Genomic DNA, 13,803 nt, shown 5'->3' with positions numbered 1-13,803 from the left:
AGCGGATCCCGCGATCCCTAGCGGAACCCGCTCCCTTCCGGTGGGCGATGTCTACCAGATGGTCACGCGCTCCTCCGGGGCGAGCCACATTCCATCGCCCTGCGTGACCCCGAAGGCCTCATGGAACGCGTCGAGGTTCTTCACGATCGCATTCGTGCGGAATTCGTTGGGGGAATGCGGGTCGATGGACAGCCGGCGAAGCGTCTCCTCGGGACGGCAGACCTGACGCCACACCGTGGCCCATGACGCGAAGAAACGCTGCGCCCCGGTCAGGCCATCGATCACCGGGGCCTCCTGGCTGTCCAGACTCAGCTCGTACGCCTTGTAGGCGATTCCGAGGCCACCGAGGTCGCCGATGTTCTCACCGAGGGTGAGTCGGCCGTTGACGGTGTGGCCCGGCGTTTCCGCGGGGGAGAGCGCCTCGAACTGGCCGACGAGGCGCGCCGTGAGCGTTTCGAAGGCCACGCGGTCCTCATCTGTCCACCAGTTGCGCAGCGCGCCGGTGCCGTCGAACTGCGAGCCCTGGTCATCGAACCCGTGTCCGATCTCATGGCCGATCACCGCGGCGATCCCTCCGTAGTTCACAGCCGCGTCCACGTCTGGGTGGAAGAAGGGCGGCTGGAGGATCGCCGCGGGGAACACGATCTCGTTCATGAGCGGGTGGTAGTAGGCGTTGACCGTCTGCGGCGTCATGAGCCATTTGACCCGGTCCACCGGCTTGCCGATCTCGTCGAGGAGCCGGTCCAGCTCGGCGGCATTGCCTCGCCTCACGTTGCCGAGGAGATCGCCAGCGTCCACGGCCACTGCCGAGAAGTCGATCCATTCGTCCGGATAGCCGATCTTGGGCCGGAAGGCTGCGAGTTTCTCGAATGCGCGCGCACGCGTCTCCTCGCTCATCCACGGCAGCACGGAGATGCTCCGCCGGTAGGCCTCGACGATGTTCGCCACGAGCGCCTGCATTGCCTCCTTGTGCCCCTCGGGGAAGTGCCGCGCCACGTACAGCCGCCCCACTGCCATGCCGAGGCCCGCCTCGACTGCACCGACGCCGCGCTTCCAGCGTTCCTTGTTCTGCGGTGTCCCCGAGAGAATCGTCCCGTAGAACGCGAAGTGCCGGTCGACGAATACCGAGGAGAGGTAGGGCGCCGCAGCTCCGACCAAGTGCGCCCTCAGCCACAGCTTCCACGTCTGAAGGGGCACGTCGTCCAGAAGCCCCCCGATCCCCTCCAGGAACTCCGGATTGCCCACCACGAGCTCGGCGCGGGCCTCCGGCACAACTCCGGTTGCCTCCGCCCATGCCGGGAAGTGGTCGAACGCCTCGGTGGCCTGTGCCTCGGTGCGCAGGTTGTAGGTTTTCTGCGGGTCCCGCAGCGCCACCCGATCCCAGTGGAGCGCCGCAATGCGCTTCTCGAGCTCGAGCACGGTCTCGGCGTCCCGCGCCGCGCTGCCCGAGCCGAGCAGTGCGAACACATCTCGCAGGTACGCCTCGTACTCCACGATCACCTTCGCGAATTTCTCGTCGCGGTAGTACGACTCATCCGGAAGCCCAAGCCCGCCCTGGCTCGTGTAGAGGACCACACGCTCCGGGTCGCCGGCATCGGGGGCTGCGTAGAAGCTGAACAGCCCTTCGACGCCCCCACGCCCGAGGCGGGCCGACGTCCTGACGAATGACGCGACGTCGTCCGCAGCCTCGATCTCGTCAAGGAGAGGCTTCAGCGGCGCGGCCCCCAGCCGCTCGACCGCGTCTGCGTCCATGAACGAGCGGTAGAAAGCCCCGATCTTCGCCTCGTCTGATCCTTCAGCGTGCTCCGCCGCAGCCAGCTCCTCGATGAGCGCGCGGACGTTGGCCTCGGACTCGTCCCGCAGTTGGACCATCGTTCCGACCAGCGCCCGGTCTGAGGGGATCTCGGTAGAGCTCAGCCATCCCCCGTTGACATGGCGGTATAGGTCATCCTGTGCGCGGACGTTCGCATCGAAGTACTGACGGTCGACGCCGGACGGTGGGGCGCTGGTAGGACTTGTCATGGTGCCTCCTGGGTAGGTGGCTTCATCTTAGGCACCGGGCGAACCATGGGAGGCAGGCGGATGCTATCGTGGCTGTGTGCCAACCGCGCTGCTTCTTCTTAGCTGCCGTGGCGGGGCCTTCTAGCCGCTGATCCAGCGCAGGCCGATCCCCGCCGCGGAGTCTCCCCGTGCCCCGGCCACCGCGGATCGTCCAGCTAAGAAAGGCCTACAGTAAAGCTATGCGCAACGCTCAGAAGCCCTCGGGCATGCCTGTCCACCGGTACCTCCCCTTCCACGAGCAGATCACCGTTGAGCTGCCCGACCGGACGTGGCCTGACAAGCGGATCGAGAAGGCTCCCCGCTGGTGTGCCGTTGACCTCCGCGACGGAAACCAAGCGCTCATCGACCCCATGAGTCCCACCCGGAAGCTCAAGATGTTCAAGCTGCTGGTGGACATGGGCTACAAGGAGATCGAGGTAGGGTTCCCGTCGGCGTCGCAGACGGATTTCGACTTCGTCCGCGGGCTCATTGACGGCAACCACATCCCGGATGATGTCACGATTCAGGTCCTCACCCAGGCGCGCGAGCATCTCATCGAGCGCACCTATGAGGCTCTCGCAGGTGCAAAGCAGGCCATCGTCCACCTCTACAACTCGACATCAGTCCTCCAGCGCCGGGTCGTGTTCAACCAGGACGAGGACGGCATCCTCGACATCGCCGTCCAGGGCGCCCTCCTGTGCAAGAAGTACCAGGAGATGATCCCGGATACCCACATCACGTACGAGTACTCGCCAGAGTCCTTCACCGGGACGGAGCTGGAGTACGCGGCCCGGGTGTGCAATGCCGTCGCGGAGGTCTTCGAGGCGAGCGCGGACAACCAGGTGATCGTCAACCTGCCCGCCACCGTCGAGATGGCGACCCCGAACGTCTACGCCGACTCGATCGAGTGGATGAGCCGGAACCTGCACCCGCGCGAGGGCATCATCCTCTCGCTGCATCCGCACAACGACCGCGGCACCGGGGTCGCGGCCGCCGAGCTCGGCTACATGGCCGGCGCAGACCGTATCGAGGGCTGCCTGTTCGGCAACGGCGAGCGCACCGGCAACGTGGACCTCGTCACGCTCGGCCTGAACATGTTCGTCCAGGGCATCGACCCGATGATCGACTTCTCTGACATCGACGAGGTCCGCCGCACGGTCGAGTACTGCAACCAGCTGCCGGTGGGCGAGCGCGTCCCGTATGGCGGTGACCTGGTGTTCACCGCATTCTCCGGCTCGCACCAGGACGCAATCAAGAAGGGCCTCGAGGCACTCGAGCGGGATGCGGCAGCGGTCGGCAAGCCCGTGGACCAGTTCACCTGGCAGGTCCCGTACCTCCCGATTGACCCGAAGGACCTCGGCCGCACGTACGAGGCAGTGATCCGCGTCAACTCGCAGTCCGGCAAGGGCGGCGTCGCCTACCTGCTCAAGAACGAGTACAGCCTCGACCTGCCGCGCCGGGCACAGATCGAGTTCTCGAGCGTGATCCAGCGCCACACGGACACGGCGGGCGGCGAGGTCAGCGCCACGGAGCTGTGGGACATCTTCAGCGACGAGTACCTCCCCGCATCGGCCGTGGACGGCGGCAAGGCCTGGGGCCGCTACGCCCTCGGCCCGGTCACGACCGAGTCCGCCGAGGACGGCACGATGACACTCAACGCCGCCCTGCGCATCGACGGCGAGCGCGTCGAGCGAACCGGCACGGGCAACGGCCCCATCGCGGCGCTGCTGGACATCTTCGCCCAGGAGGGACTCGACATCCGGGTGCTCGACTACAGCGAGCATGCCCTGTCCGAGGGCGGAAACGCCCGCGCCGCCGCGTACGTCGAGTGCGCTGTAGGGGAGCGGGTCCTGTGGGGCGTCGGGATCGACGCCAACACCTCGATGTCCTCGCTCAAGGCAGTCATCTCGGCCGTGAACCGCGCGCTGCGCGACGCCGAGGTACCCGCCTGAGGGCCGCGGGCCCCGCGGAACGTGGGACGCGCGACGGCGACGGGGCACCTCCCGCCGTCGTCGCGCCCCGAGTGGGAGAATGTCAGTCGTGGCGGCAACGGTGACTGATGGCTGAATCGACGTTCGCTTCCCGGAGCTATCGGGACGACGGAGTCGTACTGCGGACCCACAAGCTCGGCGAGGCCGACCGCATCGTGGTGATGCTCACGCGCGCCCACGGTCAGGTCCGCGCCGTTGCCCGCGGAGTCCGGCGCACCCGCAGCCGGTTCGGAGCGAGTCTCGAGCCGTTCATGGTCGCGGATGTGCAGCTCGTCCACGGGCGGTCGCTCGAGATCGTCGGGCAGGCCGCGGCAAGGGCCAGCTACGGGACGGCGATCGCCGGGGACTATCCGCGATACACGGTCGCCGCTGCGATGGCGGAGACGGCGGAGCGGCTCACGGCATCCGAGGCAGATTCCGCCCCGGCCCAGTACATGCTCCTCGTCGGCGCCCTCGCGGCGCTGAGCCGCGGAGCCCACGCACCGGGCCTCATTCTCGACTCCTACCTGCTGCGCGCCCTCGCGACCGCGGGCTGGGCACCGAGCTTCACGGACTGTGCCCGCTGCGGCCAGCCCGGCCCGCACTCGGCCTTCAATGCGGCCCTGGGCGGCATTGTGTGCAGCGCATGCCGCCCGCCGGGCTCCCCAGCGCCCGCACCGGAAACCGTCCGCCTGCTCGCGGCGCTCCTCTCCGGGGACTGGCTTGCGGCGGATAGTTCCGAAGCGGCCCATCGCCGCGAGGCCGCAGGTCTCGTCGCGGCCTACGTCCAGTGGCACCTCGAACGCGCGGTAGGCTCACTGAAGCTCGTCGAGCGGGAGCCGGCCGCCACCTGACAAGGCGGCCCCGCGGCGTCGTGCGACGCGCGGAATGACGACCGACCACCCGACCCCCTTTTCCGACCACGCCAGACCAACCCGGACGGTGACCACCCCCGTGACTCCCACACCCTCGCGCCGACCCCGCCGGACACCCGACCGCCCCGCGCCCGTCGCACCGTTCCCACATCCCTCCGGTGCACTGGCCCCGGCCATTCCACGCGAGTTCGTTCCGCGCCACGTCGCGATCGTCATGGACGGGAACGGCCGGTGGGCCAACCAACGCGGCCTGCCGAGGATCGAGGGCCACAAGGCCGGGGAGCCTGCGCTCCTGGACGTCATGGCCGGTGCGATCGAGCTCGGGATCGAGTACGTGTCCGTGTATGCGTTCTCGACAGAGAACTGGAAGCGCTCGCCTGAGGAGGTCCGCTTCCTCATGGGGTTCAACAAGGACGTCCTCCGACGCCAGCGCAACACCCTCGATTCTTGGGGCGTCCGGATCCGTTGGGCCGGACGGCGACCCAAGCTGTGGAGCTCGGTCATCAAGGAGCTCGAGGAGGCCGAGGAGTACACCCGCGACAACAGGGTGTGCCACCTGACGATGTGCGTCAACTACGGCGGCCGTGCGGAGATCGCGGATGCGGTCGCGGCAATCGCCAGAGATGTCGAAGCGGGCAGGCTCAGCGCAAGGAGCGTGACTGAGAAGACGATCCAGCGCTACTTGGACGAGCCAGACCTCCCGGACGTGGACCTGTTCCTGCGCAGCTCCGGGGAACAGCGTCTGAGCAACTTTCTGCTCTGGCAGTCCGCGTATGCGGAGATGGTGTTCCTCGACACGCTCTGGCCCGACGTGGACCGGCGCACGCTGTGGGAGGCTGTCGAGCTCTACGCGCGCCGCGACCGCCGTTACGGAGGCGCAGTGGACAGGGCAAGCGCCGGTTAGGACCTGTCGGCGCCGAGTTCGTCGAGCCATCGTCCCAGCCTGCCGTAGGCCTCGTTCCGCACTGGGGTGGGGGAGAGGAGGACATCGTGGAGGCCCCTCTCCACGAGCGCCTCGTCCAGGTTCACGCAGAGGTCTGCCGCGGCCCGGCGCATAGGAGCAATCGACAGGACCGCGTCCCGCTCGCGCATGTGCTCGCGCCACACGAGCCCCAGGTCCGAGGTCGTGGAGGCGAGGAGCAGGACAGGCAGCTCAAGACGAGGGCCGGCGCGGAGCATCCGCTGCCCCTCGAGCACACCGTGCAGCCATCCCACCCGCACCGGGAACGCGTTGCGCGGGCGGAGGTCCTCCCGCAGCTCCCATTCCCCCCCTGCCTCCTTCGCCACCGCGCGCCAGAAGTACCCGCGCGAGGGCAGCGGAAGCCGTCCCCTCGGCCAGCGCAGCGAGGCCGGACGGAGCGCCGCCTCGAGTAGGCGCCCCGCGGTAGGCCCCCCGTGCGGCACGAGCCACGGGCTGCTCAGTACGACCGCCCTCAGGTCAGACGCCGAGCGCTGCGCGTACAGGGCAGCGGCCAAGCCGCCGGTTGAGTGCCCCATGAGGATGGGGGCGTGGCCCGCTTCGCGGCGAACGGTATCGACCGCGGCGCCGACGCTCTCGAGGTAATGGTCCGCCGATCCGACGAAGCCGGGCATCTCCCCGGCAGCGAGACTGCGGCCGTGCTCCGGAAGGTCCAGGGCATAGAAGGTGAAGCCGCGGGCCACGGCAAAGTGCGCGAGCTCCAGGTTGAAGAAGTAGTCGCTCCAGCCGTGAACGTAGAGCAGGGCCCCCGAAGGCTGGCCGTGGGTGGCGTCCGGTTCCGCATCGTGCGCGGTGCCGTCGGGGCCAAACCGGATGAGGGTTCCGAGCTCACCGTGCAGCCCGCGTCCCAGTGACGCGTACTCCACCCCTCGCCCCAAGAAGTCCGGGGCCCAGGCCAGCTGCATGAATCCTCCCTTTGAGCGGTATCCAGTTCGAGAGTAGGTTTCGACGACAGTGGGAGACTAGTGCCATGCGCTTCTATCCTCTCTTCTTCCGTGCTGCCTTCTCATGGATGGATGCCGAACAGGCCCATCGCATGGGCTTCGCCGGAATCCGGGCGGTGCACGCCTGCGGGCTCGGGCGGATCCTGGCACGGTTCACGGCGCCCGCGCCGGCACTGAAGACCGAGGCGTTCGGGCTCACCTTCCCCTCGCCCTTTGGGCTGGCAGCCGGATTCGACAAGGAGGGCCGCGGCATCGAGGCCCTCGGGGAGCTCGGCTTCGGGCACGTCGAGGTCGGCACCATCACTGGGCAGGCCCAGCCGGGGAACCCCAGGCCGCGGCTCTTCCGCCTGATCGAGGACCGAGCGGTCCTGAACAGGATGGGCTTCAACAACGACGGCGCACATGCTGTCGCGCCGCGCATCGCCGCAGCGCGCGCTGCGCTCGAGGCCCGCTATGGTTCGGGGCGGCCCGTCATCGGCGTCAACATCGGCAAGACCAAGGCGGTCGAGCTCGAGAATGCCGTCGGGGACTACAGGGTGAGCGCCCGGGAGCTCGCGCCGGTCGCGGACTACCTCGTGGTGAACGTCAGCTCGCCGAACACTCCGGGGCTCCGCCTGCTCCAGAGCGTCGAGAGCCTCCGCCCACTCCTGGCCGCTGTCCGCGAGGAATCAACGGCCGCGGCAGGGCGGCGAGTGCCTCTCCTCGTGAAGATCGCTCCCGACCTCTCGGACGAGGATGTCGACGACGTTGCGCGCCTCGCACTCGAGATGGGCCTCGAGGGGATCATTGCCACCAACACGACCATCGGGCGCGAGGGGCTCGTCAGCCCAAGGGAGAAGGTCGAGGCGCTCGGCGCCGGCGGACTGTCGGGCGCCCCCCTTAAGTCACGCTCGCTTGAAGTGCTCGTCCGACTCAAGGCTGCCGTCGGGGACCGCATCGCCCTCGTCGCCGTCGGCGGCGTGGAGACGGCGGACGACGCCCGCGAACGGCTCGCTGCTGGGGCGACCCTCGTGCAGGGATACACCGCATTCCTCTATGAGGGGCCCTTCTGGGCCGCAACCATCAACCGCGCGCTCGCGGCGCAGTCCACAGCCCCTGTGGAAGCCCACTAATGCAGAACGGCCTGCGCACGACGACGGCGCGGCACCCGGGATGGGTGTCGCGCCGTCGTGAGCCAGCGAGGTGCTGAGCGGGATCCGATCAGGAGGGGGACCGGCCGCGCTTGACCAGTGCCTTCGGCATCCGGAGCGGTCGGAACTGCAGGGCACGCATGCTTCCGTACCACACGGTGCCCCGCTCTACCTCCCCGAACTTGGCGACAAGCCGCTTCTTGAGCTGGCGTGATAGCCAGAAGGTGTCGGCGAAGACGAGGATGAAGACCACCCAGAAGGCCCCGAGGATGAATACCTGGACGTCCGATGCCTGGGGCACAATGAACGAGATGACCACGAACGCCAGGGCCGCGAACATGAGGTACTCGCCGAGGTTGAAGCGTGCATCCACGAAGTCGCGGGCGTAACGTTTCTGCGGGCCGCGGTCCCGAAGGGGCATATGCCGTTCATCCCCGGTCTCCATCGCGCGGCGGACCCGTTGGCGCTCCTCGACAGACGCCTGCCGTTCAGCTGCCTTCGAGGCCTTGCGGTCGGCGGGCACGAGGGGTCGCCTCCGGACTGCCTCCTGATCCCTGCGCCTCGGCGTGGGGGCGCCTTTGCCTGTGGTGGGGGCCTCGGGCTCCGCGGGCTGCCCGGGGCTCTCTGCGGCGGGCTCGTTCTTACGTCCAAACACTCCTCAAGGATACCGGTCGCGGGACGCCCCGGGATCCTTGGCGCCTTCTATCACACAGGTTGACAGGGCGTTGATGCGAGAACTGCACCCCTGTACTGTGAAGGCATGTCTTCACAAGGCGCGCAGCCCGTGGCTGATCCCGAGATCGCGGCGATGCGCGCCGCTGTTGCCAAGGGTTTTCCGCAGACCGTCGCCGAGCTCGCCGAACTCGTCGCGATCCCAGGAATCGCTTGGCCGGCGTTCCCCGCCGGGGAGCTCGAACGCAGCGCCGAGGCCGTCCTCCAGCTCGTCCGCGCAGCGGGAATCGAGGACGCGGAGATCCTGAGGGCGCCCCGCCCCGACGGTTCGGCGGGCGGTCCTGCCGTTGTCGCGCGCCGTCCCGCCGCGGAGGGGCAGCGCACCGTCCTCCTCTATGCACACCACGACGTCCAGCCGCCCGGGGAGGCGTCGCTGTGGGAGACCGAACCGTTCGCGGCGATCCAGCGAGACGGGCGGCTCTACGGTCGGGGAAGCGCTGATGACAAGGCGGGGCTCTTCGTGCACCTCGCGGCATTCCGTGCGGTGTCCGAGGTGCTCGGGGAGCAGTTCGGCCTCGGCGTGACCCTGTTCATCGAGGGCGAGGAGGAGTTCGGCTCCCCGTCCTTCCGAGCATTCCTCGAAGCACACCGCGAGCGGCTCGCTGCGGACGTCATCGTCGTCGCCGACTCGAGCAATTGGACACTCGGGCAGCCGGCGCTGACCACGAGCCTCCGCGGACTCGCTGCCGGCACGTTCGAGGTGGCCGTGCTGGAACACTCGGTGCACTCGGGAGTATTCGGTGGACCGGTTCTCGATGCACCGACACTCCTCGCCCGGCTTATCGCGACGCTGCACGACGACGACGGCAGCGTCGCCGTAGAGGGGCTCCTATCGCACGAAGACGCCAAAGTCGACTACCCCGAGGGCCAGTTCCGCCGGGACGCGTCCGTTCTCGACGGCGTGCGGCTCGCGGGGACCGGCAGCCTCGCCTCGCGGCTGTGGCTCAAGCCCGCCCTGTCGATCACCGGGATCGATGTGCCCGCGGTCGATGTGGCTTCCAACACGATCCAGGCACGCGCCCGGGCCAAGTTCAGCCTTCGGCTCGCCCCTGGACAGGACCCAGACGCGGCCCTCGACGCGCTCGGGCGCCACCTCGAGGCCAACGTGCCGTTCGGCGCGCGGCTGACGTATAAGCCCACAGAGAAGGGCAGTGCCTATCGCGCGGACATGGATTCGGCCGCGGCCCGGACCGTCCTGTGGGCGCTGGGGGAGTCGTGGGGCACTGCGCCCGTGCACACGGGGACGGGCGGGTCCATCCCGTTCATCGCCGACCTCAAGGAGGTCTTCCCCGAGGCCGAGGTCCTCATCACGGGCGTCGAGGACCCTGATTCGCGCGCGCACGGGGCGAACGAGTCCCTCCACCTCGGTGACTTCGAGAAGTGCATCGTGGCAGAAGCGCTCCTTTTGGCGGGCCTTCAGGTTGCCATGCCCTGACGGGGGAGTCGTAGCATGGATAGAAGGCCACACTAGGCCGGGTGGGCGTCCCGCCCGAGCACGAGAGAAGGTATGGAATGAGCACTGCAATCAACGAGCCTGCCGAGGCACTCGCCTCGCACGAGGTCCAGCTGACAGAGGTGGCCGCGGGCAAGGTCCGCAGCCTCCTGGAGCAGGAGGGCCGCACGGACCTGCGGCTGCGCGTCTCCGTCCAGCCTGGGGGCTGCTCCGGCCTCATCTACCAGCTGTACTTCGACGAGCGCCTCCTCGACGGCGATGCCGTGCGCGACTTCGACGGTGTCGAGGTTGTCGTCGACAAGATGAGCGTGCCGTACCTCGCGGGCGCCACGATCGACTTCGAGGACACCATTTCGAAGCAGGGCTTCACGATCGACAACCCCAACGCCCAAGGGTCCTGCGCGTGCGGTGATTCCTTCCACTGAGCCGTCCGGCTCGGCCCCGGCCGCGCCCCGTGCAGGACTGCCTGATGTCCTGTGCGCGGCGCGGCCGGCGCGCATCCGGGACATGTGGGATATTGGCCGGGGTTAGCTGTAAGCTCTACACCGAGTAGTAAAACTATGTCGCCCGGTTCCGCGCGCAAGCGGCTCACCTGCCGTGCTGCCACCGGAGAGAAGCACCAAGAGGAAGGGCCGTCTGTGAGGTCGCAGAACCGAACCAGCAGCCAGCGCACGCGCATCACCACGGTCTCGGCAGTGGCCGTGGCCGGTGCGCTCGCTCTGTCTGGATGTTCACCCGAGGTCCAGCGAGGCTGGCTACCCGGTGACAAGAACACCACGAGCAACACCCCGATCATCATGGATCTCTGGGTGAACTCATGGATCGCGGTCGTGATCGTCGGCATCATCACCTGGGGCCTGATGCTGTGGTGCATCGTTGCCTACCGGCGCCGCAAGGGAACGACGGGCTTCCCGCGCCAGATCAGCTACAACCTGCCGATCGAGATCTTCTACACGGCGATCCCACTGTTCCTGGTCTTCACGTTCTTCTACTTCACGGACCGCGACCAGCGCGCCATCGACAATCCGAACACGAACCCGGACGTCACCGTCAACGTGGTCGGCAAGCAGTGGTCCTGGGACTTCAACTACAAGCAGGGTGGGATCGTCAAGGATGACGTCCACGAAGCCGGCACTCAGGTGCACCTCACGGGCCAGGACATCGACCTCAACACGCTTCCAACGCTCTATCTCCCGGTGAACAAGTCAGTCACGGTCGAGCTCACGGCACGCGACGTGATCCATTCGTTCTGGGTACCCGCCTTCATGCAGAAGCGCGACGTGATCCCGAACAAGCCGAACTACATGTACTTCACCCCGCAGAAGGAAGGCACCTACGACGGTAAGTGCGCCGAGCTCTGCGGCGAGTACCACTCCGAGATGCTGTTCCGCGTGAAGGTCGTCTCTGAGGCAGAATTCCAGACGCATATGGCCGGCCTCGACAAGGGCCTGCTGGATGCGAAGTACGACCGCAACCCGAACCAGAATCAGAAGTAGGGGACCATGGCTACCTCCACACAGTCGCCTTCAGCCAGCGCCCTGAGCGCGCCGGTGGTGCCGAAGTCCAAGGGACGCATCGTCGTCAACTGGATCACCTCAACGGACCACAAGACGATCGGGTACATGTACCTGATCACATCCTTCATCTTCTTCTGCGTCGGCGGAGTGATGGCACTGCTGATCCGCGCCGAGCTGTTCGAACCCGGCATGCAGATCCTGCAGACCAAGGAGCAGTACAACCAGCTCTTCACGATGCACGGCACGATCATGCTCCTCATGTTCGCCACGCCGCTCTTCGCAGGCTTCGCGAACGTGATCATGCCGCTTCAGATCGGCGCGCCCGACGTCGCATTCCCTCGCCTGAACGCTCTGGCCTTCTGGTTCTTCCTCTTCGGCTCGACCATTGCCACCGCCGGCTTCATCACCCCCCAGGGCGCCGCCTCGTTCGGCTGGTTCGCCTACGCGCCGCTCTCGAACACGACCTTCACACCGGGCGTCGGCGGTGACCTATGGGTCTTCGGGCTCGCGCTCTCGGGCTTCGGCACGATCCTCGGTGCGGTCAACTTCATCACCACGATCGTCTGCATGCGTGCCCCGGGCATGACCATGTGGCGCATGCCGATCTTCACCTGGAACACGCTCATCACGGGCATCCTGGTCCTCATGGCGTTCCCGCCGCTCGCGGCAGCCTTGTTCGGCCTCGGCGCGGACCGTCGCTTCGGTGCGCACATCTTCGACCCGGAGAATGGTGGCGCCGTGCTGTGGCAGCACCTCTTCTGGTTCTTCGGCCACCCTGAGGTGTACATCATTGCGCTGCCGTTCTTCGGCATCGTCTCCGAGATCTTCCCGGTCTTCAGCCGCAAGCCGATCTTCGGCTACAAGGGCCTGGTGTTCGCGACCATCGCCATCGCAGCCCTGTCCGTGAGCGTGTGGGCGCACCACATGTACGTCACCGGTGCGGTGCTCCTGCCGTTCTTCTCCTTCATGACGATGCTCATCGCCGTCCCGACTGGTGTGAAGTTCTTCAACTGGATCGGCACGATGTGGCGCGGCTCGCTCACCTTCGAGACTCCCATGCTGTGGAGCATCGGATTCCTCATCACGTTCCTCTTCGGCGGCCTGACCGGGATCATCCTGGCGTCCCCGCCGCTGGACTTCCACGTCTCGGACACCTATTTCGTGGTGGCGCACTTCCACTACGTCGTCTTCGGCACGGTCGTGTTCGCCATGTTCGCCGGCTTCTACTTCTGGTGGCCGAAGTGGACGGGCAAGATGCTCAACGAGCGCCTCGGCAAGATCCACTTCTGGCTCCTGCTCATCGGCTTCCACGGCACGTTCCTCATCCAGCACTGGTTGGGCGTCATGGGCATGCCGCGCCGCTATGCCGACTACCTGCCGCAGGACAACTTCACGTGGATGAACCAGTTCTCCACTATTGCCTCGTTGGTCCTCGGCGCGTCGATGATCCCGTTCCTGTGGAATGTGTACATCACGGCGCGGCACGGCAAGAAGGTCCTCGTAGACGATCCGTGGGGCTTCGGCGCCTCGCTCGAGTGGGCCACCTCGTGCCCGCCTCCGCGGCACAACTTCACTTCCCTGCCGCGCATCCGTTCGGAGCGCCCGGCTCTCGACCTACACCACCCGGAGCTCTCGGCCGTCGGTGCCGTCCAGCATGCGAGTGCTGCCGCTGCCGTCACCGCCGCCGACCGTAAGGACACCGCCAAGTGAGAATCGAAAGCATGATCTTCGCCATCGTGGGGCTGTTCTTCCTCCCGGTAGCGATCGTGTACGGGTTCATGACCCACTTCACTGAGTGGGTTGGGGTTCTTGCCCTGCTCCTGTGCTTCGGCCTGGGCATCATGATCAGCTCGTACCTCATCGTGACGGGACGACGCGTGGGCATGCGCCCGGAGGACCGTGAGGATGCCGAGGTCCATGAGGGTGCCGGTGAGCAGGGGCACTTCAGCCCGTGGAGCTGGTGGCCGATTGTTCTCGGTGCCGCAGCCGCGATCAGCTTCCTCGGCGTGGCGGTCGGCTGGTGGATCCTTTTCATCGGCGCGGGCATCGGGCTCGTGGCGCTCGTGGGTTGGGTCTTCGAGTACAGCCGCGGGGACCACGCGCACTGACCCTGACGATCCATGGCCTGTGGCCGGCATCCCTCTTCGGTGCCGGCCACAGGCC

At 67.1% G+C, this 13,803-nt stretch carries 12 protein-coding genes; 9 read left to right on the top strand and 3 right to left on the bottom strand.

Features of this window, described 5'->3' with window-relative positions:
• Positions 1–51: 51 nt before the first annotated feature.
• Positions 52–2,022, bottom strand: coding sequence for a M13 family metallopeptidase (locus LF262_RS01530; protein ID WP_235778531.1), 1,971 nt, complete (start codon positions 2,020–2,022; stop codon positions 52–54).
• A gap of 218 nt (positions 2,023–2,240) precedes the next feature.
• Between LF262_RS01530 and leuA the strand changes: the two genes are divergently transcribed.
• The 3 genes from leuA (at position 2,241) to LF262_RS01515 (ending at position 5,789) form a co-directional block, all read left to right on the top strand.
• Complete coding sequence (gene leuA / locus LF262_RS01525) at positions 2,241–3,992, top strand: 2-isopropylmalate synthase (RefSeq protein WP_235778530.1); 1,752 nt, start codon at positions 2,241–2,243, stop codon at positions 3,990–3,992.
• 107 nt (positions 3,993–4,099) lie between these two features.
• Positions 4,100–4,864 carry a DNA repair protein RecO gene (gene recO, locus LF262_RS01520; protein WP_235778529.1) on the top strand — a complete coding sequence of 255 codons (765 nt, stop codon included), beginning with the start codon at positions 4,100–4,102 and terminating at the stop codon, positions 4,862–4,864.
• A gap of 100 nt (positions 4,865–4,964) precedes the next feature.
• Positions 4,965–5,789, top strand: coding sequence for an isoprenyl transferase (locus LF262_RS01515; RefSeq protein WP_235778528.1), 825 nt, complete (start codon positions 4,965–4,967; stop codon positions 5,787–5,789).
• Here the strand turns inward: LF262_RS01515 and LF262_RS01510 are convergent.
• Positions 5,786–6,769 (bottom strand): alpha/beta fold hydrolase, encoded by a 984-nt coding sequence (locus LF262_RS01510; RefSeq protein WP_235778527.1) that lies wholly within the window; start codon positions 6,767–6,769, stop codon positions 5,786–5,788. The genes LF262_RS01515 and LF262_RS01510 overlap by 4 nt on opposite strands.
• 65 nt (positions 6,770–6,834) lie before the next feature.
• On the opposite strand from LF262_RS01510, the gene LF262_RS01505 reads away from it, so the two are divergent.
• Complete coding sequence (locus LF262_RS01505; RefSeq protein WP_235778526.1) at positions 6,835–7,920, top strand: quinone-dependent dihydroorotate dehydrogenase; 1,086 nt, start codon at positions 6,835–6,837, stop codon at positions 7,918–7,920.
• 88 nt (positions 7,921–8,008) lie between these two features.
• Here LF262_RS01505 and LF262_RS01500 read toward each other — a convergent pair whose 3' ends face one another.
• A complete protein-coding gene (locus LF262_RS01500; protein ID WP_235778525.1) occupies positions 8,009–8,593 on the bottom strand; it encodes a DUF3043 domain-containing protein in 585 nt (194 codons plus the stop codon).
• Positions 8,594–8,698: 105 nt separating this feature from the next.
• Between LF262_RS01500 and LF262_RS01495 the strand changes: the two genes are divergently transcribed.
• From LF262_RS01495 to LF262_RS01475, 5 genes are all read left to right on the top strand, one after another.
• Positions 8,699–10,105 (top strand): dipeptidase, encoded by a 1,407-nt coding sequence (locus tag LF262_RS01495; RefSeq protein WP_235778524.1) that lies wholly within the window; start codon positions 8,699–8,701, stop codon positions 10,103–10,105.
• A 77-nt stretch (positions 10,106–10,182) separates the two neighbouring features.
• Positions 10,183–10,548, top strand: a complete 366-nt coding sequence (gene erpA / locus LF262_RS01490; RefSeq protein ID WP_235778523.1) for an iron-sulfur cluster insertion protein ErpA — start codon at positions 10,183–10,185, stop codon at positions 10,546–10,548.
• 213 nt (positions 10,549–10,761) lie between these two features.
• Positions 10,762–11,619, top strand: coding sequence for an aa3-type cytochrome oxidase subunit II (gene ctaC / locus LF262_RS01485; protein ID WP_235778522.1), 858 nt, complete (start codon positions 10,762–10,764; stop codon positions 11,617–11,619).
• A gap of 6 nt (positions 11,620–11,625) precedes the next feature.
• On the top strand, positions 11,626–13,350 hold the full coding sequence (ctaD, locus tag LF262_RS01480) for an aa3-type cytochrome oxidase subunit I (protein ID WP_235778521.1): 1,725 nt from the start codon (positions 11,626–11,628) through the stop codon (positions 13,348–13,350).
• A complete protein-coding gene (locus tag LF262_RS01475; protein ID WP_235778520.1) occupies positions 13,347–13,748 on the top strand; it encodes a cytochrome c oxidase subunit 4 in 402 nt (133 codons plus the stop codon). The genes ctaD and LF262_RS01475 overlap by 4 nt, the downstream gene beginning before the upstream one ends.
• Positions 13,749–13,803 lie beyond the last annotated feature (55 nt).

Origin of the sequence: Sinomonas notoginsengisoli, from assembly GCF_021554725.1 — a bacterium.
GTDB lineage: Bacteria > Actinomycetota > Actinomycetes > Actinomycetales > Micrococcaceae > Sinomonas > Sinomonas notoginsengisoli.
The sequence above is the reverse complement of the archived record's forward strand: the minus strand, read 5'-3'. Positions and strand labels throughout refer to the sequence as shown.

What these genes read in the sequence shown, in the direction of transcription:
- LF262_RS01530 (WP_235778531.1), bottom strand. Translation starts at nt 2,022, where the DNA reads ATGACAAGTCCTACCAGCGCCCCACCGTCCGGCGTCGACCGTCAGTAC.
- leuA (WP_235778530.1), top strand. Translation starts at nt 2,241, where the DNA reads ATGCGCAACGCTCAGAAGCCCTCGGGCATGCCTGTCCACCGGTACCTC.
- recO (WP_235778529.1), top strand. Translation starts at nt 4,100, where the DNA reads ATGGCTGAATCGACGTTCGCTTCCCGGAGCTATCGGGACGACGGAGTC.
- LF262_RS01510 (WP_235778527.1), bottom strand. Translation starts at nt 6,769, where the DNA reads ATGCAGCTGGCCTGGGCCCCGGACTTCTTGGGGCGAGGGGTGGAGTAC.
- LF262_RS01505 (WP_235778526.1), top strand. Translation starts at nt 6,835, where the DNA reads ATGCGCTTCTATCCTCTCTTCTTCCGTGCTGCCTTCTCATGGATGGAT.
- LF262_RS01495 (WP_235778524.1), top strand. Translation starts at nt 8,699, where the DNA reads ATGTCTTCACAAGGCGCGCAGCCCGTGGCTGATCCCGAGATCGCGGCG.
- erpA (WP_235778523.1), top strand. Translation starts at nt 10,183, where the DNA reads ATGAGCACTGCAATCAACGAGCCTGCCGAGGCACTCGCCTCGCACGAG.
- ctaD (WP_235778521.1), top strand. Translation starts at nt 11,626, where the DNA reads ATGGCTACCTCCACACAGTCGCCTTCAGCCAGCGCCCTGAGCGCGCCG.